Origin of the sequence: Streptomyces atratus, from assembly GCF_014648655.1 — a bacterium.
GTDB lineage: Bacteria > Actinomycetota > Actinomycetes > Streptomycetales > Streptomycetaceae > Streptomyces > Streptomyces atratus.
Window position 1 is genome coordinate 41,155 of record NZ_BMRN01000015.1, and the last position, 21,031, is coordinate 62,185.

The following is a 21,031-nucleotide window of genomic DNA, read 5'->3' on the forward strand; positions in this document are numbered from 1 at the left end:
CGAATAATTCGACCTTTCACCAAGTGGGTTACCAGTAATACTGATAATCTATTGGGACTTTATAATTTCCCCCTTTCCAGGCGAGGATCCTTCGATTGGTCGGCGCGGGCCGGGGAGTCCTGGGAAAGGCCGCCCGGGCCGGAACGGCCTTCCCTGCCGGTTGGGATCCCGCTCGCCTCCGCCAGGACAGCGGCGTGGCTTCGGCCCCGGTCCTGACGATGCAGCGGGGCCACAGCGCTGTGCGGGCATCGTGATCGGACGGCCGGGCTCGCGGGACGGGATCGGGTCTGCCGTGGCTCATAAACGCCGGATCCAGGGCGGCGACCGTGTCGGAGAGCGTCTCAACCGGAGGTCCACCAGAGCCTGCTTCACCTGTCCGGCCCGGTCCGGGGCGGATCGGGTGACGACCTCGTGTTTGGCGAGAAGTCCGGGGTACTTCGCGGTCAGCCGGTCGTACACCTGCATGGCCGGGATGGAGCGCGAGAACGTGTCCTTGCCCGGGTCGATGAGCTTCAGGCCGAGCGCCGGCGCGGCCACGCCGAGCATGACCAGTACGGATACACACAGGGTGATCGCGGGATGCCGCTGTGCGGGCCGCATCAGGGCGCCGAACACCCGCCCGTTCTCGGGCTTCACCGGCTTCGCGGCCACCGGCTTGCCCCGGCGCGCCCGCCGGATGGCCTTCTTGGCGGCGCGGCGTTGCGTACGATGACCGATCTTCACCAGCAATGCGGGAAGCACGGTGAGAGAGCTGACGATGACGACCGCCACGACCAGGACGGTGCCCGTCGCCGGCGAGGAGAAGATGACGCCGGTGGCGAGACAGAGGGTGGCGGTGGAGACGATCACCGCGAGACCGGAGACCACGATGGCCCGGCCCGCTGTTGCCGCCGCGAGCTCCACCAGTGCTTCGGGACCGAGCCGGCCGTCGGCGCGGACCCGTTCCTCGCGCTCGCGCTTGAGGCAGAAGAGCGTGTAGTCGACACCCACTGCCAGACCGATGAGCAGGATCATGTTGGTCCCGACCCCGGGGTCCGGGAGGAGGTGGGAGGCCGCCATGTCCGGGCCCAGGGCGGCGGCGATCGAGGAGAGCGCCAGCAACAGCGGCGCGCGCCACGGATGCCTGGCGCCCCAACAAGCCATATGTACTGGGTGATTGAGGTCTCTCATGCCTCAAATGCTGGTCCGCGGGACCAATCCGCCGGCAGCCCCTACCGGTTGAACCGCATGTCCACCGGTCGGTGGACACAGGGACCTCGTCAGACGTCCCTGCGGCCGCCGAGGCCCAGGTGGATCGCGGTGCCTCACCTCACCGAAGGTCGGCCGACTGCGTACGCAGGGCAGCGGCGACGGACTCCAGGACCTCGATGGGGCGCAGCAAGTCTCCATATCCGATCGGTGGCCTGCCCGTACGGGCCATCTCCAGGAACGCTTCGAGACCCGGCACGCAGTAGTGGGCGTCGAGGGTGAGAGTCTGCTCGATCACGGTGTCCTGAGTGAGTGCCATTCCGTGGAAGGGGATCTGGTGCGTGTCGTTCGGTTTGACGAAGTTAACGAGGACACGGGTGCCGCCCGCAGTGAACGACGCGCTGACTGTGGTGTCGGTGGCGTCCGTGCGTACGTCGGAGATCTCACCGGGGGCGAGCCGGAGAGCCACGTCCACCGGGTGGATGCCGTAGAAGAAGATCCCGCCGTACTCGCCGTCGGGATCGGCGGGTCCGGACGTGACGACCACGTGCGGTTGCCCGCCCCGCGCGGTCCGGGCCACCAGCGCGTCGGTGTCGGGAATCCAGCGGAGCGCCGAGGATGACGTGAGCGGCGCTTCATGGGCGAGCGCGGTGTCGATCATGGCCTGGGCGTCCTCGACCGTGCAGGCCAGCGGCTTGTCGACGAATACCGGAAGCCCCTCGGCCAGGAAGGGGGTCGCCTGGTCGCGGTGGTGCGCGCCGTTCCGGTCCGCGACGATGACGGCGTCCACCAGTCCGAGCAGGCCGATGGGCTCGTCGACGATCTTTTCTATCGCTCCGGTGGACGCGAGCGTGTCGTTGCGCCGGCTGTGCCCGCCGCTGAGAGCCACGACGCGGGCGCCGCCGCCCGCCTCGTGGACGTTGAGGTGGCTGATGATGTGGTCGACATGAGTGTTCTCGGTACCAACGATCCCGATACGCATCAGGAGAGGCTACCTTCACGGCGACAGGCAGGTTGAGCGCACTCCCGGGCACAGGGAGGGCACCCCCGGTGCTGTGGCTGAGTTGAGCGTCCCGCAAGGGGCCAGGAACCCCGCGCAGCGCCGACGGAGCGGGGCAGCCGGCCCGACGGCCCCGACCGTACAGCCGCGCCGGACGTCAGTTGAGGGCGGCTGCCAGGATGGCGGCTGCATGGGCGATCAAAGGGTCGTCCGCCTCGGAGTCGGCGTCGTGCTTGGTGGACAGAACAGCCATCACGATCGGCCCTTGGCCGGGCGGCCAGACGATACCCACGTCGTTCGTGGTGCCGTAGCTGCCGGTGCCGGTCTTGTCGCCGACGGACCAGTCCTCGTGGAGGCCGGCGCGCAGGCGTTTGCCGCCGGTCGTATTGGCCAGCAGCCACCCGGTCAACCTCTTCCGGTCCCCCGCCTCCAGCGCGCCCCCGAGGACGAGCTGCGCGTAGGTCTTCCCAATGGCGCGAGGGCTGGTGGTGTCGGTCACACGCCCTGGTTCCGCCGAGTTCAGCTCCGGCTCCCAGCGGTCGAGCCGGGTCACCGAGTCTCCGATCGACCGGCAGAAGCGAGTGACGGACGTCGGCCCGCAGAGCCTTTCCATCAGAAGGTTCGCCGCAGTGTTGTCGCTGTACGAGATGGCCGCGCCGCACAGATCCTCAACCGTCATCCCATGCGCAAGATTCTCGGGCAGACCGGTCACCGGCGCGCCCCCCGACCTCTTGATGTCCTGCTTCGTGTAGTGAATGACTTCCGAAAGGAACGTCCCGTCATGGTCGAGGTCCCTCAGGACGGCCCCGACGGCCAACGTCTTGAACGTCGAGCACATGGGGAAGCGCTCTTCCTCCCGGTGGAGGACGCTCCTGCCCGTCACCGTGTTCCACCCGAACACCCCCAGCCGGGCGGCATGCTCCCGTTCGAGGTCGCGCAACTTCCGCACCGCCTCGCTCCCCGGGCCGGAGGTCTCCGCGGCCGATGACGTGGGAACGGCGGCCAGCGCCGCCCCCAGGCCACCTACAAGCACTGCACGGCGTGACGCACCCCTGCTTGATTTCAAGATCTCCTGCCTTCCTGCTCGTGCGGTCGTACTGCCTGCACACGACGCTTCCTGGCAGACCAACGGTTGCACCACGAAGCAAGCAGGTCCCGTCCAGGCCCTGTTCCCGTACGGCTGCCGCAACCCGGCAAACGGCTCTCCGTAGCGGATCAGAGGTATGCCTGCCCGGTTCCTCGATGGGTGCCGTTGCGAGGTCACGACGTCACCTGAGGGATGGGCGCCTCCTGGGAGACGACGGACCCCGGTCTGCGTGATCCCCCCGCGCCCGGCCCCGGCGACCCCGCACAGGCCGGGGTCCGTCAGGCCCGGCCCGCGCTCAGCCGGCCGAGCAGGTCGTCCGTCATCGGATCGCCGTCCGCTTCGACGTCCTCGTCGATCGCACCCAGATCGAGACGGTACACGCGGGTGCGGTCGCGGCCGTGGCGGCGCATGAACAGTCCGCCGCCCCGCCGTCGTCGCCGACCAGCACCCAGTCCGGCGCGTACCGGGGCACCTCGAAGGTCTCGTAGCGGCCGTCGGCGACATGGGTCCGGGTTGCCGAGCCGATGAGGGGGCCTCGTTGATCTGACGGGTGGTCTGCGCGGCGACCCCGGGGTCGACAGCGGCGTAGGAGGTGTAGGCATTCAGGCCGGTGGCAGGGACATCTCAGTGCGTCGCGGGCACGCCTGTCGACCGGATCACCGCCACAAGCACGCGTGGCCCGCCGAAGAGGCCGGAACCCTGCCTGGGGCGATGCGCTCCTCTCGCCGGGGGACGGACCGGCCGGCTGAGCCCGGTGCGGCTCAAGGGCGTTGAGGACCGCTTCGCGATCACTCAGCAGTGGCGAGTCGGTCGTGCGGCTGGACGGTGACGAGGGCGATCCCCGCGCAGCACACCGCGAGGAGGCCCGGGCGAAGGCTTGCACCGACTTGCGTGCCCTGTGGGAGCCTCACTCCGGCCAGGGGGAGTCCAGGATGGTGTCCACGAAGTTGCCCCGCTTGAACCCGGGGACGTAACGCTCCAGAACATCGGCCTTCACATTGCCGAAAGTGGTGTCCGGTTTGGCTTCGATGCCTTCGGTGAAGGCCCGGAGAATGCGCTGTTTGAAGTCGGGGCGGGGATGGAGGGCAACGATCTGTGCACGGTCCGCGTCGCTGATGTCGGCGTACCCGATGCCGAGCACGTCGTACTCCACCCCCGCGGTCACGAGGGCGACCTCGGGTTCCATGAACTGTGGAACTCCCGGCGTCGTGTGGAGCGCGATCGCCGTCCAGACGCGGCGGATGCTGTCCTCGGGCACGCCGTGGCTCTGCAGAAATCTCCGTGCCTCGTCGGCGCTGTCCACCTCGAACCGGCGCCCGCTCCCGCGGAACTCCTCGTTGAGGCCCAGGTCATGGAACATGGCTCCGACGTAGAGAAGCTCCGGGTCGAAGCTCAGCCCCTTGTTCTGCCCCTGCAGGCTGCCGAAGAAGTAGACACGGCGGGAATGGTGGTAGACGAGGTCGTCGGTCGCGTCACGCACCAGCTCGGTGGCCGCGGCGGCCAGCTCGGTATCGGGCACCGTCACTCCGGTAACGACAGGAAGGTCGGCACTTCTGGGCATGTGAACTCCTTTGGTCGTACGACGTGTCGGATCTGCCCGTCCGATTCTTCACCCTGCATCTCTCCCCCGCCCGGTCAACCACCGGCTGCCGCGTCCCTGTCCGCCAGGGAGAAATGGAGATGGGCCAGGTCGTGCGGGATCGGGCCGTCAGGACGGAACAGGGGCGCGATCTCCCCCTCGGCGGCCGCGGCCGGAGCGTCCGTGAGGCGAAGGCGGGTGCGCAGCCGCCCGTAGAAATCGTGCGGGCCGAGCCTGATGACGCGCAGACGACGCGGAGCCGCGTACACCCCGAGCCAGTCTCCGGCGTCCAGTACGCCGCGCAGCTGGCCGTCGATCGTGACCGCGCCCTGTCCCGAGTTGGGCAGGACCCGCACCGCGACCGGTTCGTCCGGCGCGACGACCACTGTGCGGTTGAAGGTCATGTGCGGTGCGACGGGTGTGAAGAGGACGGCGTCCATTCGTGGTGAGACCACCGGACCGCCTGCGGCGAAGCTGTAGGCGGTCGACCCGGTGGGGGTGGCCATGATGACGGCATCGGCCGAGTACGAGGCGAGGAGCCGACCGCCGATATAGACGCCGAGACTCACCTGCCGGTCACGCGCGAGCTTCTCCACGACGACGTCGTTGAGGGCCGTGACATCCAGCGCCACGCCCCAGCCCTCCGCCGCGGCCTCCGCCTCCAGGTCGACATGGGGAGGCGGCAGCATCGGACGTCGTCCGTAGCCCATCAGGGCGTCGATGTCCTTGGGCACTTCAAGTACGCGGGAGGTCCTCATCGTCAGCGTCATGCGCTCCTCGACGTCCGCCCGCCCGCGGTGGACGGCGTCGAGCGCCCGGACGACGTCCTCGGCCGGCACCTCGGTCAGGAAGCCGACCCGGCCCAGGTCGATCCCGAGGACGGCGACGTGGTTCTTGGCCGCGATCCTGGCGCCGCGCAGAAAGGTGCCGTCGCCTCCGAGCGTCACGATGAGATCGGGATTGCCCGCGACATGGGCCTCCTCCCGTCCGCCACGCCGGCGCGCGTCGTCGCGCCACACGTCGATGTCCGTGCACGGAACGCCTTCGCCCGCACACCAGTCGCGTACCACGCGCGCCGCGGCAACGGCCTCGGGACGGCCCTGGTGGACAACGACTCCCACCCGCTCGACACTCATCTCGCTCCGGCTCCCGTACTCCGACGATGTCGCGATGTCCTGGTCCCACCTTGATGGTCCATGGGTGTGCCGGCTTCGTCGCCGGGCCGACAGACCGTTCCCGGTCAGGCGATCGGGCCCCCGGGAGGGCAGCGTGATCGGGCCGCTGCGGGGCACAGCGTGGTCCGCCCACCGCGCGGCAGAATGAAGGGGAGAGGTTCGACTGCTCTTCATGCACGGGACGCGGCCGAGTCCACCCGGTGGCTCCCAGGGGTGCGACGCCCCACACCCGTGTGCTCGTCACTTCTGTCCGGAGGACAGTCATGATCGCAGTCCAGGCGTCCAGGCGCAGCCGACGCTCCCCCACCGCGCTGGCCGGGGTCGTGGCTCTCGCCGCCGCCTCGATCGGTCTCTGGGCCACCACCGGTTCCACCGCACAGGCCGCAGGTCTCCCGGCCCCCGATCATGCGGTGGTCGTGGTGATGGAGAACCACGCCTACACCCAGGTGATCGGCGCCTCCGGCGCCCCGTACATCAACAACACTCTCAAGGAGGGTGGCGCCGACCTCACCCGGTCCTTCGGGCTGACCCACCCCAGCGAGCCGAACTACTACATGCTGTTCTCCGGCTCCAACCAGGGCCGCACCGACGACAGTTGCGTGAGCGTCGGTTCCCTGTCCGCGCCCAATCTCGCCTCCGAGCTGATCGCCGCCGGGAAGACCTGGGCAAGCTACAACGAGACGCTGCCCAGCCAGGGTTCGACCGTCTGCAGCAGCGGTGACTACGCCCAGACGCACAACCCCTGGTTCGGTTTCTCCAATGTGCCGACCAGCACGGCGAAGACCATGAAGCAGTTCCCGGCCGACTTCACCGCCCTGCCGAAAGTCTCGTTCGTCGTGCCGAACCTGTGCAGCGACATGCACGACTGCTCGGTCTCCACCGGTGACACGTGGATCAAGAACAAGCTGGGCGCCTATGCCGACTGGGCCAAGACCCACAACAGCCTCCTGGTCGTCACGTTCGACGAGGACAACAAGCTGTCGGGGAACCGCATCCCCACCGTCTTCTACGGTCAGCACGTCACCCCCGGCAGTTCCAGCGCTGCCACCTACAACCACTACAACGTGCTCCGCACCCTGGAGGACCTGGCCGGTCTGACGGCGCACGCCGGCAATGCGGCCTCGGCGTCCGACATCTCCGGCATCTGGAACTGACGTCTGTGTATCTCGCAGACTCCCGCAACGCCGAAGCCGCCGCCAGGGCACCCGCCCGGGGCGGCGGCCGGCCGCAGTACCCGGCACTGTCCTTGCTCTCGGCGCCGTCAGCCTGATCACGGACATCTCCTCGGAGATGGTCACTGCTGTCCTGCCGCTGTACGTGGTCATCGCCTGCAAGAAGCACGTCCCGGGAGCCTCGCCCGACGCCCCGTGGCGGCTGTATGTGCTCGATCTGCGCCGCATGTCGCAGACCGCGACCGCCGAGCAGCGCAACATCGGCGACCAGGCGGTGTGGGCGGACGACTCCACCCTCGTCCATGCTCTCCCCGGCGACTACGGCTCGGACCTGTGTACCGTCCCGGCCGACGGCACCGGTGCGGCCCGCCGGCTGATGACCTCCGCCGTCGCCCCGGCCTGTCCGGGGTGACGGCTCAGCGGGCCGTGCAGAGCGCGGGACGCGGGTCCGGTCATACGGGTCAGGACTGCGCGTCCTCCGGAATACTGACCAGCCAGCGGGTCTCCCGGCGGGGCCGCAGATACAGCGCCCAGTAGAACGTGGCGACCGCTGTGATCCCGCCGGTCCACAGCAGGTACTCGGTCTCCTGCTGGGTCAGGATGTACGCGAGCACAGCGATGAGCAGTACGGGAATCGCAGGCCACAGGGGCATGCGCCAGGCCGGTGCCTCGCGGTGCGTGCCGCGGCGGCAGAGCAGGGCGGCGACCGCGACCAGGAGGTACATGCCGGTGACGGAGACGCCGGTGACGCCGTACAGGGTGTCGAGGTTGACGAAGCAGAGCGCCGCGCCGGGGACGCCGACGACCAGGGTCGCCACCCACGGGGAGCCGAACCGGCCGAGTCGGGACAGGGCGTTGTTGATCGGCTCGGGCCACGCCTTGTCACGGGCGGAGGCGAACAGGACCCGTGAGTTCTGGATGACCATCACGATGCCCGCGTTGATGATCGCGAGGGCCACGCAGAGGCTGACGAACGTACCGACGGCCGAGTTCGACCAGGCGGCGACCATGGTGTTGAGGTCGCCCGAGGTCAGGGCCGCGAGGTCCGGGGCGCCCAGCGTGATGGCGATGACCGGGACGAGGATGACCGCAGTGGAGATGGCGAGGGTGGCGAGAACGGTGCGGGCCACGTTGCGCCGCGGGTTCTCCAGTTCCTCCGAGAGGTAGACAGCCGTGGAGAACCCCTGGGTGATGAAGAGCGCGATCGCGAGCCCGGAGACCACCATCATCGCGGTGACCGTGGAGGTCGTGCTGCCCGACGAGGCGACCGACCCGTGCACCAGCGCGGAGGCCCCGCGCTCGGAGTGCGCGAAGCCCAGAACGGCGACGACACCCGCCGCGATCACTTCGAGGACGAGGAAGATCCCGGTGATCCACGCGTTGGCGCGCAGGTCCAGGAGACCGGCGAGGGTGGCGAGGACCATGACCCCGGCGCCCGCGGCGGGAGCCGGAATGTGCACGACGGGAGCGAGATAGTCGGCCGTCCCCATGGCGATGACCGGGGGCACGATCATCACGACCAGCAGGGAGAGCACGAAGACGAGCCACCCGGCCAGCCGTCCCGCCATGGTCGACACCATGGCGTACTCACCTCCCGCGCTCGGTATGAGGGTGCCCAGCTCCGAGTAACAGAAGGCGACCGCGATACAGAGCAGCGAGCCGATGGCGATGGTGAGGGCGGTGTACGTGCCCAGGCTGGAGAACAGGTCGGGTACGACCACGAAGAGTGTCGAAGCGGGCGTCACGCAGGAGAGCGTGAGCAGCGTCCCGCCCACGACGCCGATGGAACGCCTGAGCTTCTGTGGAGTGGGGCCGGTCGCTGGGGCGAGCGCCTGGGGAGCGCTGAGCGTTTCGGTCATCGTGCGATTCCGATCAACAGGTGCGGTGTCTGAGCGCGGGAGCGGTATCGCCTCCAGACGAGGACGTGGTGAGTGGTTTCGTCGCTCCCAGCGCGACATGCAATCCTGACGAGTTCCGCAGGTCAAGAGGTGTTAACCTTCGGAATTCGTTGTTTCGGCGAGCAGATCTGACGATTTGGCGTTAAGAGTGCGTCATTTTATGGGGATCGACGGGTGCGGGAACCGCAGCAGGATCCGGTGCAAAATTTCACCCATTCCAGATTCCGGAAGGGTGCGGGCGTCCCGTAGCGCCGCGATGCGCGAATGGCCGCGGGTCGCGCATCCGTGGTCTTGATGCCAGCCTGGAGGCATGGCTTGGGCGTCATGGACGACTCGCGGTGTGTTCTCCGGGCACGGTGGCGTGCTCACGGACGAGATCGGCGTCCTGTCCGGAGACCTGACCGTTCACACGACCTGGGCCGATGACACGGCCCAGGTCACCGTGCAGTACACGGGTGCGATCGACTGGTTCACCATGTCGGGCAGCCCAGTGCCGTGCTGCTCGGAGGACGACAGCCGACGCCTTCACGAGGCGGTGGTGGAGTCCGTCCGGGAGGGAGCGGCGGCCACGGTTCCACGGCCTCCGCCACGGAAGCCGGAGCAGCCGACGGAGAGCGCCCAGGAGTGAGGGCTACGTCGGCGGGCGCGCGCCGGGCGTTGCGGTCCGGATCACCGGGTGGCAGCCCGGTTCAGGCGGTGTGGCAGTCCGTGGCGATGGCGAAGACATGGAGCGCCGGGGACTTGGAGCCCCTGCACTGAGGCCCGGACGGCAGGGTGCTCGACTTGAGCTGTCCGGACAGGCCGACGTCCACTCCGACTGTGCAGAGCTTTGCGGTACGTGCGCTCTGTGCCCGGCCGCTGCCGTTGACGTTGCCTCCGTCGGCCGCGATCACCGCTCCGTTCGGCACGGTCGTGATGCTCCGGTCGGGGACGGTGATCGGGAGTGCGCTGCTGGTCTTGCCGGTGTAGGTGACCGTGCCGGTCGGGCCGAAGGCCAGGCGTACGTGGCGGTCATGAGAAGGCCGACGCGGGACGCATGACCGGTCGGGGGGCGAGTTGGCCGTGGGCGAGGGCGTTGTCCTCGGTTCCGACGAAGTCGGTCGGCAGGTTGAAGGTGAGGCCGTCGGAGCCGACGCTGCCGCCGGCACCGGCGGCCGCGAGGCCCTCGGCGAAGAGGCTGGATCGCGCTCCGTCGACATCCCCCGGCTGGGGGTTGCTGTCGTCGCTGACGGCGATGTTGTCGAAGGCCTGGGTGAGGTCGTGCAGAGCGACGGCGGTGACAGCCGTCACCCGTACCCGGCGAGATCGGACGTATAACGGGTGCCCCGGGCGGCTCCCTCAGCCGTTCGGCAGTACCGCGACGCCTGGGGTTCGTCGAGGCCGGACGTGAACAGATGGCACCCGCAGCCCCTCGGATGCCCGCACAGACGTGATCTGGCGCTTGAACTTCCCTGACGGCCGCGGGTGAGTCTCAGCGGGCAAGCAGGGCACGGCTTCGGCTCAGGACCCGGTGCGCGCCCACCCTCAAGTCCCGGATCGCTAGGATCTCTTGCGTGACAAGAGCATTCAGCGGCTGGACAGAGCAAGCGTTCGAGCTGCTCCTGCAGTTGGAGGGCACGCCCTCGCAAGAAGCTCGCGAGAAGCGTCGAAAGGACCGGGAGCGTCTCGTACGGCAGCCCATGATCGCGTTGCTGAACGATGTGGCCGACGCGGACCAGGCGTACGAAGACTTCTCCGTCTGGGGGTTCCGCAAGGACCCGTGGTGGTGGCAGCACCAAGTGGCGGTGATCCGGATCGCACGCAACGTCGAGATCGGTCTCCGCTTCGACCTCGACGGGCTCCGGATCAAGGGCGGCTGGAGCTACCCGGACCCGGGGCAGGTCCCGTTGTTCCGTACGGCCGTTGCCGCGCAGGGCAGTGGCCCCGAGCTGGTGCGCGCCATCGAGGCGCTGGGGGCTCAGGGGTACGAGATCACCGGTGACACCATGAAGCGCATGCCGCGCGGCCATGACGCCGGCCATCCCCGCGCCGACCTGCTCCGGTACCGCTCGGTCTCCGCTGCCCGTCCGCTCGGTGGGGACTGCGCGCAGCACACGTCGGCGTTGGTCGACGCCGTGCTCCGAGCGGCGCAGGAGTTGGAGCCCCTGCTCTCCTGGCTCGCCGGCCATGTGACCGTTCCCGGCTCCCGCCGACGCCCCGCATGACGTCGCCTCCGCATGCTGTCCACGCGGGTGAGCGGCCGAAAGGCGGTCCCTGACCGACGGGTGCGGCCCCTTTCGAGGGGCCTGTTCGGCCCCTCGCCACCCGTCGGTACTGAACCGCCATCGGCGTTGCTGTGCGTCAGTAGGCCCCGAACACGTTGTCGATGGAGCCGTACTTGTCGGCGGCGTAGTTGCACGCTGCGGTGATGTTGGCGATCGGGTCGTAGCTGTCCAGCGACGTACCGGGCACGTGGTAGGCCCGGAACGTGGGGTCGATGATCTGGAGGAGGCCCTTGGACGGCGTGCCCTTGGCAGCGTTCGAGTCCCAGTTGTTGATGGCCAGGGGGTTGCCGGAGGACTCGCGCATGACGTTGCGGTGGATTCCGTCGTAGCTGCCGGGGATACCGTGCTTGGCCATGACGGCCAGCGACTTCTTGATCCAGCCGTCCAGATCGTTCGTGTACGTCGCGGGCGTCGCGGCCGGTGCGGCAGCGGAAGTCTTGGACTCGGCCTGGGCACCGATTGTCAGCTTCATGCCCGGGCGAATATTTGCGGGGTTGTCGCCGACGATCTCTCGATTGTCCTCGTACAGCTTCTTCCAGCCACCGCTGAGCGAATGCCCCCGCGCGATCTTGGAGAGGGTATCGCCGGCGATCACGGAATAGATGGTGGGCGCGGCCTTCTGCCCGGTCTTTTCCTTGACGGTGGCGACGGTCGACGCCGCAGCCTTGGGCTGCGCCGGCGCGGCCGAGGCGAAGCCGGCACCGACCAGCGGAAGCACGAGAGCGGCTCCGCCCGTGGTCGCGACGATGAGACCGCGGGTCAGCGAAATGGACTTACGACGACGGTGGTTAGCCGTTGCAGACATAGTGAATTCCTCTCCGTCGCCTACGGGGTGAGCTGTCGGGTTCGGACTGGAGATGTCCGGCCGCACGCGAATGCGGCTTCACCCCGAGCCGTTCCGGATACCGGATCGGCGACTTACCTGGGTCCCCCGTTCCTGCCGTACATGAGTGGTCGGATTGCCGGACGGCGGCAGGATTCGGCGTTCCGTCCGGATTGACGGTGACCGTAGGCGAGAAACGCCGAAAGGAACAAGCCCCTATTTTGGATCACAATTCATTCACAAGATCGAATCGCAGAATTCGCAGTAATCCACTTCACACTGCGCAGCCAAATTTCCGCACACAGAAGGGAACCGGGCAGCGCGCCACGGCGCCTTGAACTCTGAATGTGACTCACACCACGAGATTCGCAAACAGGGCAATTCGGTCAGCCTTCAAGAGTCACGACTCACCCTAAATGCCTCTTTATTAGCCAACGGATCACTTCTAAGCAAACAGCCCATATTGGGACATTCCTGTAGCACTCGGGATACCTCTCGGGCCGACCGCACCGACAGGGCTCCATGACCTCCCGCCTCCCGGCCGACCGGTCCGCGGGCCGCTCGTCGCGCTCCCCCGCACGACATCGTGGCTTTGCCTTTCGCCATCCGGGTCGTTATCGTTTTCAGCGTCCCTGTTGTCTCCGATAGAGGTGGACGTTGCGCATCTGAGGTTCGCGATCATCGCGCCGTACGGCTTCAGCTGTACGCCCGTCACGCAGTAGCAGTGTTCAGTCCTGCCCGTGACCCCGCGTGGATGCGACCTCGGTGCATGAGCCGTCCCTCGATCTTTCGGACCGCCGCACCTCCCTCTCGGTTCGGTCGCTGCGTGGTGCTCGCATACGAAGCCCCCCATTCACCGTGCTTGCGACTGCGAGGATCACCATGGCGACACCCACCGCCCCCAGCGCATCTCTGACCTGCTCCGCCCTGTCCTTCCAGTGGCCGGACGGCACGACCGTCTTCGACGGGCTCTCCCTCAGCATCGGCCGCGGCCGCACCGGTCTCGTCGGGACCAACGGCGCGGGCAAGTCGACACTTCTGCGACTGCTGGCCGGCCAACTGCGCCCCTCCCAGGGCTCGGTGACCGTCGGTGGCAGCCTCGCCCACCTCCCTCAGAACATCACCCTCGACACGACGCTGCGTGTGGACGAGGCCCTGGGCATCGCCGGGCGGCGCAATGCGCTGCGCGCCATCGAAGCCGGGGATGTGGACGAGAAACACTTCGAGACGATCGGCGACGACTGGGACGTCGAGGAACGAGCGCTCGCGACACTGGGGTCACTCGGACTCGGCGATGTCGAACTGGACCGCACCGTGGGCCAGATGTCCGGCGGGGAGACCGTCCTGCTGCGCCTGGCCGCACTGTTGCTGGACCATCCCGACGTTCTCCTGCTGGACGAACCGACCAACAACCTCGATGTGTTCGCTCGCCACAGGCTCTACGAGGCCGTCGATTCCTGGCGCTCCGGTGTCCTGGTCGTGGTGAGCCACGACCTCGAACTGCTGGAGCGCGTGGACCGCATCGCCGAACTGCGCTCCGGTTCCGTGAACTGGTACGGAGGCGGCTGGTCCGCCTACGAAGAAGCCCTGGCCACCGAACAGGAAGCCGCCGGGCGGATGCTGCGGGCCGCCGAGGCAGACGTACGCCGGCAGAAGCGCGAGCTGGAGGAGACCCATGTGAAGCTGGCGCGCCGTCAGCGGCACGGCAGGAAGATCGAGGCCGAGCGGCGGCTCCCGAAGATCCTCGCCGGCGCGCGGAAGCGGTCCGCGCAGGAGTCGGCGGGCAAGCTTCGCGGCCTGCAGGAGGACCGGCTGAGTGAGGCGCGTGAACGACGCGAAGAGGCCGCGGACGCGATCCGCAACGACGCCGAGATCCGGGTCAGCCTTCCCCACACCGCCGTTCCCACCGGACGCACCGTGCTGAGCCTGCACGAACTGCGTCCCCGGTTCGGCAGGCTGCACGAGGGCGACCTCCATGTGCACGGTCCCGAACGGATCGCGCTCGTCGGGCGCAACGGCGCCGGCAAGACGACACTGCTGCGCACCCTCGCCGGCGAGTTGGCTCCGCTGTCCGGCGAGGCCAGGACGTTCGTACCGCTGCGGTTCCTTCCACAGCGGCTGGATGTGCTGGACGAGGAACTGAGCGTCGCGGCGAACGTCGCCCGCATGGCTCCCGGGGTCACCGACAACCACATCCGCTCCCAGCTGGCGCGCTTCCTGTTCCAGGGGAAACGCGCGGAACAGCCGGCGGGCACCCTCTCGGGCGGGGAACGCTTCCGTGCCGCGCTCGCGGCGACGATGCTCGCCGCACCGGCCCCGCAGCTGCTGATGCTCGACGAGCCGACCAACAATCTCGACATCGCCAGCGTGCGACAGCTGACCAGCGCACTTGAGTCCTACGAGGGTGCGCTGCTGATCGCCAGCCACGACCTGCCGTTCCTCGAATCGGTCGGCATCACCCGCTGGCTGCTTCTCGCGGAGGAACTCCGGGACACCACCGCGGAGGAGGTGGGCGACCTGCTCGCAACACCGGAAGCGGACTGAGCGGCCGCGTACGTCCGACAGGCCGGGCTTGTCCGGCCTGTCGGACGTACGGGAGGGGGTGCGGGCCTTCAGCATGACGAAGGTCCGCACCCCTGCCAGGGGTCAGAGCCTGGCGATGATCTTGTTCATCTTCTCGATCTCGGCGGTCTGGGCCGTGATCACGGCGCCGGCGAGCTTCTTCGCGTCGGCGTCGCTGCCGTTCTTCTGCTCGTCCTCGGCCATGGTGACCGCGCCCTCGTGGTGGCCGATCATGAGCTGGGCGAACCTCTTGTCGAAGTCCTTGCCCTTGGCGGCTTCGAGGTCGCCCATGTCCTTGTCGGACATCATCCCGGGCATTCCCGAACCGTCCGAGCCGTGGTCCATGCCGGGCATGTCCCCCATCGAGGACGAGGCCGAGGGCAGCGGCTTGCCCCAGGACGTCAGCCAGCCCTTCATGGTGTTGATCTCGGGGTCCTGGGCCTTCTCGATCGCGGCGGCCAGCTCCTTGATCTCGGGGTCGGCGGCGCGGCCGTCGGCCAGCTTCGCCATCTCGATGGCCTGCTGGTGGTGCGGGATCATCTGCTGCGCGAACTTCACGTCCGCGTCGTTGAACGCACTGCCGGGGGTGGCAGGCGCGGAGGCGCCGGCGGAACCGTGGTCCATGCCGGGCATGGACGAGCCGTCGGTCTTGGATCCTTCGGAGGAGCCGCAGGCCGCCAGCGTCAAAGCGAGTGAGGCGACGATGCCGGCGGCCGCGAGCGCGCGGCAGCGGGCAGGGGAGGTCAGAGAAGCGGACATCACACGTTCTTTCCAGGTGGACGCGCCACGTCCGTGGCGCGCGAAAGGGGCAGGATCATCGGGCCGGTCCGGCCTGATGGCCGGAAGCCGGCGGACACCTGTCACGTCCGCGCGATACACACCTGGAGCAGTAGATCCCTGCCGGCGAACGGCGGACCCCGCCGTGCCGGTCCGCGCACCGCCGTCCGTCGCCGCCCGAGCCCCCATACGGCCAGGACCACGAGGCCCAGCGACATGAGGAGCGGCAGCAGGCGGTCGCGGGCGTGGGTGGATACGCACGACTCGCCGTTCATCCCGGGCACGGCGGCGGCCGCCTGGGCGATGCTGTGCGCATCCGTCAAGGAGCTGTGCGCATCCGTCAAGGATGTGTGGCCGGCACCCGTCGTCGTGGGCATGGGCGCGTCCGAGGCCATGGCCATTTTGCCGTGGCAGCCCTCGGCGGCGCTCGCGGGGGCCCCATGCATGAGGAAGAGTCCGCACAGGACGGCACACAGCACGAGCAGCCGGGACGCTCCCGGCGTGCGCGTCCGCCTGCGATCCACGGCTGCCTCGAATTCTCGGTCGTACGGGTCCTGCGGTACGAGCCCGAGGATACCCCCACAGGGTTTCCCCGTCCGGTCGCGCCCCTTCCCGTCGCACCCCGCACCGTCCGGACACCTTGCTCGGCACCGCGCCCCCGGAACTCTGCATACATACGGGCTGTGGCCCCGCTCGTGCGGAGCGCCCTGCTGGGAGTGTGCGATGACCACGCCGACGGCGTCGGCGGGTTTCAGCGGCTCACCCGGCACTCCGGGCTCGCGTCCAGGCGGCGTCGCGCAGCAGGCGCAGGCCGTTGAGCCCGACGATGACGGTGGAGCCCTCGTGCTCGGCCACGCCGAGGGGCAGCGGAAGAGTGCCCGCCAGGTCCCAGATGCCGAGGCCGGTGATGAAGACGGCGGCGATCACCAGGTTCTGCACCACGAGGCGACGGCACCGGCGAGAGAGCGCCACGACGGTGGGGATCGTGGCGAGTTCATCGCGGACGACGATCGCGTCGGCGGTCTCCAGGGCGAGGTCGGAGCCCGCTCTGCCCATGGCGATGCCGCTGTGGGCGGCGGCCAGCGCCGGGGCGTCATTGACGCCGTCCCCGACCACGAGGACCTTCCGCCCGGCGCGCTCCAACTCCCTGACCGCGCGCACCTTGTCCTGTGGCAGCAGCCCGGCCCGCACGTCGCCGATCCCCACTTCGGCGCCCAGTCGTGCGGCGGCGTGTCCGGCGACGGAGCTCGCCGACGCGGTCGGCATGGAGCAGTCCGCCTGCTCCCATCAGCTTCGGCTGCTGCGCAACCTCGGCCTGGTGACCGGTGAGCGCCGGGGCCGCTCGGTGATCTACGCGCTGTACGACAACCACGTCGCCGAACTCCTCGACCAGGCCCTCTTCCACGTCGAGCACCTGCGCCTCGGCCTGCACGACACTCCTGCGGAGGAAGCGGCGGGAGCCGGCGGTGCGGTGGCTGCCGCCGCCCGTTGAAGCCGGAGACACGCGGACCGGCGGAGCCCTCCACTCAACGCGCGCCCGGTCAGTCGGTGCCGCGGTCCTGCGCGAGGACAGCTTTCAGAAACTCCCCGAGGATCTCGTCGAAGGCGTCCGGTCGTTCCATGTTGGGGTAGTGCGCGGTGGCCTCGACCGTTGCCTCACGCCCGTCGACGACTGTCCGTACGAGGCGTCGGGCCATGCCGATGTGGTCATCCGAGTCGATACCGCCCTTGACGGCCAGTACCGGGATCGCGATCCTTGCCGCTCGGGCCCAGGTGTCCGTCACGGGCACGAGCCAGTCGGGTTCGTCGCCGCGGTGCTTGGCGACCGTCCGCACGGTCATCTCGCGCAGCCGCTGCACGACGGTGCGGTCGACGTCGTCGAGTGTGCGGTGCGGGCCTGCGGCGAAGAGCATGAAGGCATCGATCCAGCCTTCGGGGTCGCCGGCGGCCAGGGCGCGGGCCTGTTCGGTCAGGATCTCCTCGGACCAGGGATCGTGGAACTCGGGCTCACTCGTTCCAGCCCCGCTGACGACCAATGCACGTACCAGATCGGGGTGTTCGAGCGCGGTGTCAACAGCGGTGGCCGCGCCCATCGACACTCCGACGAGCACCGCGGGACCCGTGTCGAGGTGGCGCAGCAGAGCGGCCAGGTCGTCCGTATGACGGAATGGCCCGCCCGCGTTGGACGATCCGCCGTGCCCACGGGCGTCCGGCACGATCACCCGGTGGCTCCGCGCGAGGACCGGCACCTGGTCGTCCCACATGCCGTGGTCGAGGAAGCCGCCGTGCAGCAGCACCAGCGGTGGGCCCGCCCCGGCGTCGCGGTAGACGAGGTGGCCGTCCCGGGTCTCGAAGGAGAGCAGGTCTGAAACAGCAGTCATGACAACCAAGGTGCCATTTTTCTCCAAAGTTGGCAACCAAGGTGTCATGATGGCGAGATGACCGATACCGATCCGCCCCTGGCTCCCGAGGACCTGGCCGACCGACTCACGGAGGTCTTCGCCCTGGTCGGGCCGCTGTACAGGCGCGTGCAACGCAAGGTGGAACAGGCCGCACCGATCGAGGGCCTGTCCGTCGGCGTGCGCGCCGTCCTGGATCTGCTGCACGAGCACGGACCCATGACGGTCCCCCAGATGGGCCGCGCACAGGCGCTGAGCCGACAGTTCGTGCAGCGCATGGTCAACGACGCCGCGGCGGGGCAGTTGGTCGAGGTCATCCCGAACCCCGCTCACCAGCGGTCTTCGTTGATCCGGCTGACCGACGGCGGCAGGGCGGCGATCACTGCCGCCCTCGACCGCGAGCAGGCCCTGCTGCGCCAGGTGGACGGGAACCTGACCGACGCCGACGTGACGGCCTGCGTGCGGGTGCTCAGCAGCATGCTCGAACTCTTCGACAACGTCGACGTGGACTGACACCAGGCCCTGGTTCGGGCCCCTTCGCGAGGCGAGCCCCGCGCCGACTGCGTGGCTTCCGCCACCACATGGCCACCAAATGCGGAACCAATTCTCTGCGTCTACGCTCATATCTGGATCTATGCCGCCAACGGTGGTGACTCGACAGGAAGCGAGATCCCCATGGAGCGGCTCAAGATGTCGGGAATCGTCGGGGAGCTCTCGGCGGAGTTCCTCGGCACGATGGTTCTCATCCTCTTCGGCTGTGGTGTGGTGGCCCAGGTCGTAGCCGGCGGAGCACTCACCGACCCGCCGGGAGGGCTCGGAAATCACGACAGCATCGCCTGGGCATGGGGTCTCGGAGTCACCCTGGGTGTCTATGTGGCGGGCAGGCTGAGCGGAGCGCACCTCAATCCCGCTGTAACTCTTTCGCTTGCCGCTTTCAAGGATTTTCCCTGGAAGAAGGTGGCACCCTACGCACTCGCACAGCTCGCAGGAGCGTTCGTCGGAGCACTCGTGGTGCGTTGGAATTACACCGAGGCCCTCGCGAGGGCGGACCCGGGGCACACGATCAAGACGCAAATCGTTTTCTCGACGCTGCCCGCCAACGGGAACCCCGCGCTTCCGGTTCACGAATGGGGGGCGCTGCGGGACCAGGTCATCGGAACCGCCATTCTTGTGCTGCTGATCTTCGCGGTCACGGATCTTCTGAATAAGCCGCCGGGCGCCAATCTCGGGCCGTTCATCGTGGGCCTCATCGTGGTGGGCATCGGTATGGCATGGGGCACCAATGCCGGGTACGCGATCAATCCGGCCCGTGACTTCGGGCCCCGGCTCGCGAGTTTCCTCACCGGCTACGGAGGAGCGTGGCGGGACCAGTACGGGAACTTCTACTACTGGGTGCCCATTGTGGGCCCATTCGCGGGTGGCCTGGTCGGTGCGTTCCTCTACAAGACCCTTGTCGGCCGGTTCCTGCCCACCGCGGAGGCGGAGCCGGAGGGCAGCATCCCCACGCCACAGGTGGAGTGACGCCCGGTACTTCGTCGAGCGGGGATTCAGGAGAGGCAGCACGCCATGGCGGACTTCATCGGCGCGGTGGATCAAGGCACCACCAGCAGCCGCTTCATGATCTTCGATCACGACGGGAACGAAGTGGCCAAGCACCAGTTGGAACACGAGCAGATCCTGCCCCGCCCCGGCTGGGTGGAGCACGACCCGGTGGAGATCTGGGAGCGCACCAACTCGGTGATGCAGAACGCTCTGCGCACCTCAGGCCTGAGCGCCACCGATCTCGATGCCATCGGGATCACGAACCAGCGCGAGACCACCGTCGTCTGGGACCCCCGCACCGGTCGTCCGTACTGCAACGCCATCGTGTGGCAGGACACCCGGACCGACTCGATCGCCAAGGCCCTGGAGAACGAGGGCCATGGCGAGGTCATTCGCCGCAAGTCGGGTCTGCCTCCGGCCACTTATTTCTCCGGCGGGAAGATCAAGTGGATCCTCGACAATGTCGAGGGGGTCCGCGAGGCTGCGGAACAGGGCCATGCGGTGTTCGGGAACACGGACTGCTGGGTGTTGTGGAACCTCACCGGCGGCCCCGACGGCGGCATCCACGCCACCGACGTGACCAATGCCAGCCGGACAATGCTGATGAACCTGGAGACGCTCGACTGGGACGACGAGTTGCTGGGCATCTTCGACATCCCCAGGGCGATGCTCCCGGCCATCAACCCGTCCTCCGACGCGGAGGCGTACGGCCGCACGCGCACGTCCCGGCCCCTGCGGGCCGCGATCCCGATCACCGGGGTGCTCGGCGACCAGCATGCGGCCACCGTGGGGCAGGTGTGCTTCGATCCGGGCCAGGCGAAGAACACGTACGGCACCGGAAACTTCCTCGTGCTCAATACCGGTACGAAGCTGATCCGGTCACGGCACGGCCTGCTCACCACCGTCGCCTACCAGTTCGGCAAGAGCCCGGCTGTCTACGCTCTGGAGGGCTCCATCGCGGTCACGGGGTCCGCCGTGCAGTGGCTGCGCGACCAGATGAAGATCATCAGCGAAGCCGCCGAGAGCGAACGGCTCGCCAGAACCGTCGAGGACAACGGCGGAATGTATTTCGTGCCGGCGTTCTCGGGCCTCTTCGCTCCCTACTGGCGCTCGGACGCCCGCGGCGCCATCGTCGGTCTCGCCCGCTACAACACCAACGCCCATCTGGCGCGGGCCACTCTGGAAGCCATCTGCTACCAGAGCCGGGATGTGGTGGAGGCGATGGAACAGGACTCAGGTGTCCATCTCGATGTGCTCAAGGTCGACGGCGGGGTCACGGCCAACGACCTGTGCATGCAGATCCAGGCAGATGTCCTGGGGGTGCAGGTGAGCCGCCCGGTCGTCGCCGAGACCACCGCGCTGGGCGCCGCGTACGCGGCGGGTCTCGCCACCGGTTTCTGGCGCAGTCAGGGCGAGTTGCGGGAGCACTGGCAGGAGTCGAAACGCTGGGAGCCGCAGTGGAGCGACGAGCAGCGCGCCGAGGGCTACGCCGATTGGAAGAGGGCGGTCGAGCGCACTCTCGACTGGGTGAGGGTGGGATGACGTCAGGGGTCCGACGCACCGTA

Annotated in this window: 19 protein-coding genes, 6 pseudogenes and 1 riboswitch; of the genes and pseudogenes, 11 read left to right on the top strand and 14 right to left on the bottom strand. The window is 68.3% G+C overall.

The genetic code is table 11. The annotated features are described in order from the left end of the window. Window positions 1–339: 339 nt before the first annotated feature. The 6 genes and pseudogenes from IEZ15_RS23605 to IEZ15_RS23630 form a co-directional block, all read right to left on the bottom strand. Window positions 340–1,107, bottom strand: a pseudogene (locus tag IEZ15_RS23605) (MMPL family transporter); the annotation flags it as partial. Window positions 1,108–1,309: 202 nt separating this feature from the next. Further along, complete coding sequence (locus IEZ15_RS23610) at window positions 1,310–2,170, bottom strand: Gfo/Idh/MocA family protein (protein ID WP_189279248.1); 861 nt, start codon at window positions 2,168–2,170, stop codon at window positions 1,310–1,312. 175 nt (window positions 2,171–2,345) lie between these two features. After that, entirely contained in the window at window positions 2,346–3,257 is a 912-nt protein-coding gene (gene bla / locus IEZ15_RS23615) for a class A beta-lactamase (protein ID WP_229846083.1), read from the bottom strand. 296 nt (window positions 3,258–3,553) lie between these two features. Beyond that, window positions 3,554–3,685: a hypothetical protein gene (locus IEZ15_RS46440; RefSeq protein WP_268250413.1), complete on the bottom strand. Its 132-nt coding sequence runs from the start codon at window positions 3,683–3,685 to the stop codon at window positions 3,554–3,556. A gap of 497 nt (window positions 3,686–4,182) precedes the next feature. Continuing rightward, window positions 4,183–4,836, bottom strand: a complete 654-nt coding sequence (locus IEZ15_RS23625) for an HD domain-containing protein (RefSeq protein ID WP_189279249.1) — start codon at window positions 4,834–4,836, stop codon at window positions 4,183–4,185. Between the two features lie 74 nt (window positions 4,837–4,910). Continuing rightward, the gene (locus IEZ15_RS23630) at window positions 4,911–5,990 is read right to left on the bottom strand and encodes an NAD(+)/NADH kinase (protein WP_189279250.1); all 1,080 of its coding nucleotides are present in this window, start codon (window positions 5,988–5,990) and stop codon (window positions 4,911–4,913) included. Between the two features lie 302 nt (window positions 5,991–6,292). Between IEZ15_RS23630 and IEZ15_RS23635 the strand changes: the two genes are divergently transcribed. From IEZ15_RS23635 to IEZ15_RS23645, 3 genes and pseudogenes are all read left to right on the top strand, one after another. Beyond that, a complete protein-coding gene (locus tag IEZ15_RS23635; protein WP_189279251.1) occupies window positions 6,293–7,183 on the top strand; it encodes an alkaline phosphatase family protein in 891 nt (296 codons plus the stop codon). A 5-nt stretch (window positions 7,184–7,188) separates the two neighbouring features. Further along, window positions 7,189–7,352 (top strand): annotated as a pseudogene (locus IEZ15_RS23640) (MFS transporter); the annotation flags it as partial. Further along, a pseudogene (locus tag IEZ15_RS23645) lies at window positions 7,353–7,613 on the top strand (TolB-like translocation protein); the annotation flags it as partial. It lies immediately after the preceding pseudogene. A 49-nt stretch (window positions 7,614–7,662) separates the two neighbouring features. Here IEZ15_RS23645 and IEZ15_RS23650 read toward each other — a convergent pair. Beyond that, window positions 7,663–9,060, bottom strand: coding sequence for an APC family permease (locus tag IEZ15_RS23650; RefSeq protein ID WP_114248138.1), 1,398 nt, complete (start codon window positions 9,058–9,060; stop codon window positions 7,663–7,665). Between the two features lie 349 nt (window positions 9,061–9,409). Here IEZ15_RS23650 and IEZ15_RS23655 point away from each other — a divergent pair, with 349 nt between their 5' ends. Further along, window positions 9,410–9,727: a hypothetical protein gene (locus tag IEZ15_RS23655; protein ID WP_114248137.1), complete on the top strand. Its 318-nt coding sequence runs from the start codon at window positions 9,410–9,412 to the stop codon at window positions 9,725–9,727. Window positions 9,728–9,788: 61 nt separating this feature from the next. Here IEZ15_RS23655 and IEZ15_RS23660 read toward each other — a convergent pair whose 3' ends face one another. Beyond that, entirely contained in the window at window positions 9,789–10,007 is a 219-nt protein-coding gene (locus IEZ15_RS23660) for a hypothetical protein (protein WP_189279252.1), read from the bottom strand. 103 nt (window positions 10,008–10,110) lie between these two features. Beyond that, a complete protein-coding gene (locus tag IEZ15_RS23665) occupies window positions 10,111–10,389 on the bottom strand; it encodes a hypothetical protein (protein ID WP_189279253.1) in 279 nt (92 codons plus the stop codon). A 263-nt stretch (window positions 10,390–10,652) separates the two neighbouring features. On the opposite strand from IEZ15_RS23665, the gene IEZ15_RS23670 reads away from it, so the two are divergent. Beyond that, a complete protein-coding gene (locus IEZ15_RS23670; RefSeq protein ID WP_189279254.1) occupies window positions 10,653–11,303 on the top strand; it encodes a DUF2461 family protein in 651 nt (216 codons plus the stop codon). Window positions 11,304–11,439: 136 nt separating this feature from the next. Here the strand turns inward: IEZ15_RS23670 and IEZ15_RS23675 are convergent, their stop codons facing one another. Further along, a complete protein-coding gene (locus IEZ15_RS23675; RefSeq protein ID WP_189279255.1) occupies window positions 11,440–12,168 on the bottom strand; it encodes a LysM peptidoglycan-binding domain-containing protein in 729 nt (242 codons plus the stop codon). 2 nt (window positions 12,169–12,170) lie between these two features. Further along, window positions 12,171–12,356, bottom strand: a riboswitch (cyclic di-AMP (ydaO/yuaA leader). A 712-nt stretch (window positions 12,357–13,068) separates the two neighbouring features. Between IEZ15_RS23675 and IEZ15_RS47120 the strand changes: the two are divergent. After that, a pseudogene (locus tag IEZ15_RS47120) lies at window positions 13,069–13,683 on the top strand (ATP-binding cassette domain-containing protein); the annotation flags it as partial. A 120-nt stretch (window positions 13,684–13,803) separates the two neighbouring features. Beyond that, a pseudogene (locus IEZ15_RS47125) lies at window positions 13,804–14,545 on the top strand (ATP-binding cassette domain-containing protein); the annotation flags it as partial. Window positions 14,546–14,832: 287 nt separating this feature from the next. Here the strand turns inward: IEZ15_RS47125 and IEZ15_RS23685 are convergent. The 3 genes from IEZ15_RS23685 to IEZ15_RS23695 all read right to left on the bottom strand — a co-directional run bounded on the left by IEZ15_RS23685 (window position 14,833) and on the right by IEZ15_RS23695 (window position 16,791). Next, on the bottom strand, window positions 14,833–15,507 hold the full coding sequence (locus IEZ15_RS23685) for a DUF305 domain-containing protein (RefSeq protein WP_189279257.1): 675 nt from the start codon (window positions 15,505–15,507) through the stop codon (window positions 14,833–14,835). A gap of 101 nt (window positions 15,508–15,608) precedes the next feature. Beyond that, complete coding sequence (locus tag IEZ15_RS23690; RefSeq protein ID WP_229846068.1) at window positions 15,609–15,971, bottom strand: hypothetical protein; 363 nt, start codon at window positions 15,969–15,971, stop codon at window positions 15,609–15,611. A gap of 313 nt (window positions 15,972–16,284) precedes the next feature. Beyond that, window positions 16,285–16,791, bottom strand: coding sequence for an HAD-IC family P-type ATPase (locus tag IEZ15_RS23695; RefSeq protein ID WP_189279259.1), 507 nt, complete (start codon window positions 16,789–16,791; stop codon window positions 16,285–16,287). On the opposite strand from IEZ15_RS23695, the pseudogene IEZ15_RS23700 reads away from it, so the two are divergent. After that, window positions 16,766–17,017: pseudogene (locus tag IEZ15_RS23700) on the top strand (ArsR/SmtB family transcription factor); the annotation flags it as partial. The gene IEZ15_RS23695 and the pseudogene IEZ15_RS23700 overlap by 26 nt on opposite strands. A 49-nt stretch (window positions 17,018–17,066) precedes the next feature. On the opposite strand, the gene IEZ15_RS23705 reads toward IEZ15_RS23700, so the two are convergent. Beyond that, on the bottom strand, window positions 17,067–17,906 hold the full coding sequence (locus IEZ15_RS23705) for an alpha/beta fold hydrolase (protein WP_189279260.1): 840 nt from the start codon (window positions 17,904–17,906) through the stop codon (window positions 17,067–17,069). 57 nt (window positions 17,907–17,963) lie between these two features. On the opposite strand from IEZ15_RS23705, the gene IEZ15_RS23710 reads away from it, so the two are divergent. The 3 genes from IEZ15_RS23710 (at window position 17,964) to glpK (ending at window position 21,008) form a co-directional block, all read left to right on the top strand. Then, on the top strand, window positions 17,964–18,437 hold the full coding sequence (locus tag IEZ15_RS23710) for a MarR family winged helix-turn-helix transcriptional regulator (RefSeq protein WP_189279261.1): 474 nt from the start codon (window positions 17,964–17,966) through the stop codon (window positions 18,435–18,437). A gap of 162 nt (window positions 18,438–18,599) precedes the next feature. Further along, on the top strand, window positions 18,600–19,445 hold the full coding sequence (locus IEZ15_RS23715) for an MIP/aquaporin family protein (protein WP_189279262.1): 846 nt from the start codon (window positions 18,600–18,602) through the stop codon (window positions 19,443–19,445). A 45-nt stretch (window positions 19,446–19,490) separates the two neighbouring features. After that, window positions 19,491–21,008: a glycerol kinase GlpK gene (glpK, locus tag IEZ15_RS23720; protein ID WP_189279263.1), complete on the top strand. Its 1,518-nt coding sequence runs from the start codon at window positions 19,491–19,493 to the stop codon at window positions 21,006–21,008. The last annotated feature ends 23 nt before the right edge of the window (window positions 21,009–21,031 follow it).

Excerpts from the sequence above, each read along its gene's own strand:
- IEZ15_RS23610 (WP_189279248.1), bottom strand. The coding sequence starts at position 2,170 with ATGCGTATCGGGATCGTTGGTACCGAGAACACTCATGTCGACCACATC.
- IEZ15_RS46440 (WP_268250413.1), bottom strand. The coding sequence starts at position 3,685 with ATGCGCCGCCACGGCCGCGACCGCACCCGCGTGTACCGTCTCGATCTG.
- IEZ15_RS23625 (WP_189279249.1), bottom strand. The coding sequence starts at position 4,836 with ATGCCCAGAAGTGCCGACCTTCCTGTCGTTACCGGAGTGACGGTGCCC.
- IEZ15_RS23630 (WP_189279250.1), bottom strand. The coding sequence starts at position 5,990 with ATGAGTGTCGAGCGGGTGGGAGTCGTTGTCCACCAGGGCCGTCCCGAG.
- IEZ15_RS23635 (WP_189279251.1), top strand. The coding sequence starts at position 6,293 with ATGATCGCAGTCCAGGCGTCCAGGCGCAGCCGACGCTCCCCCACCGCG.
- IEZ15_RS23650 (WP_114248138.1), bottom strand. The coding sequence starts at position 9,060 with ATGACCGAAACGCTCAGCGCTCCCCAGGCGCTCGCCCCAGCGACCGGC.
- IEZ15_RS23655 (WP_114248137.1), top strand. The coding sequence starts at position 9,410 with ATGGCTTGGGCGTCATGGACGACTCGCGGTGTGTTCTCCGGGCACGGT.
- IEZ15_RS23675 (WP_189279255.1), bottom strand. The coding sequence starts at position 12,168 with ATGTCTGCAACGGCTAACCACCGTCGTCGTAAGTCCATTTCGCTGACC.
- IEZ15_RS23685 (WP_189279257.1), bottom strand. The coding sequence starts at position 15,507 with ATGTCCGCTTCTCTGACCTCCCCTGCCCGCTGCCGCGCGCTCGCGGCC.
- IEZ15_RS23690 (WP_229846068.1), bottom strand. The coding sequence starts at position 15,971 with ATGCATGGGGCCCCCGCGAGCGCCGCCGAGGGCTGCCACGGCAAAATG.
- IEZ15_RS23695 (WP_189279259.1), bottom strand. The coding sequence starts at position 16,791 with ATGCCGACCGCGTCGGCGAGCTCCGTCGCCGGACACGCCGCCGCACGA.
- IEZ15_RS23705 (WP_189279260.1), bottom strand. The coding sequence starts at position 17,906 with ATGACTGCTGTTTCAGACCTGCTCTCCTTCGAGACCCGGGACGGCCAC.
- IEZ15_RS23710 (WP_189279261.1), top strand. The coding sequence starts at position 17,964 with ATGACCGATACCGATCCGCCCCTGGCTCCCGAGGACCTGGCCGACCGA.
- IEZ15_RS23715 (WP_189279262.1), top strand. The coding sequence starts at position 18,600 with ATGGAGCGGCTCAAGATGTCGGGAATCGTCGGGGAGCTCTCGGCGGAG.
- glpK (WP_189279263.1), top strand. The coding sequence starts at position 19,491 with ATGGCGGACTTCATCGGCGCGGTGGATCAAGGCACCACCAGCAGCCGC.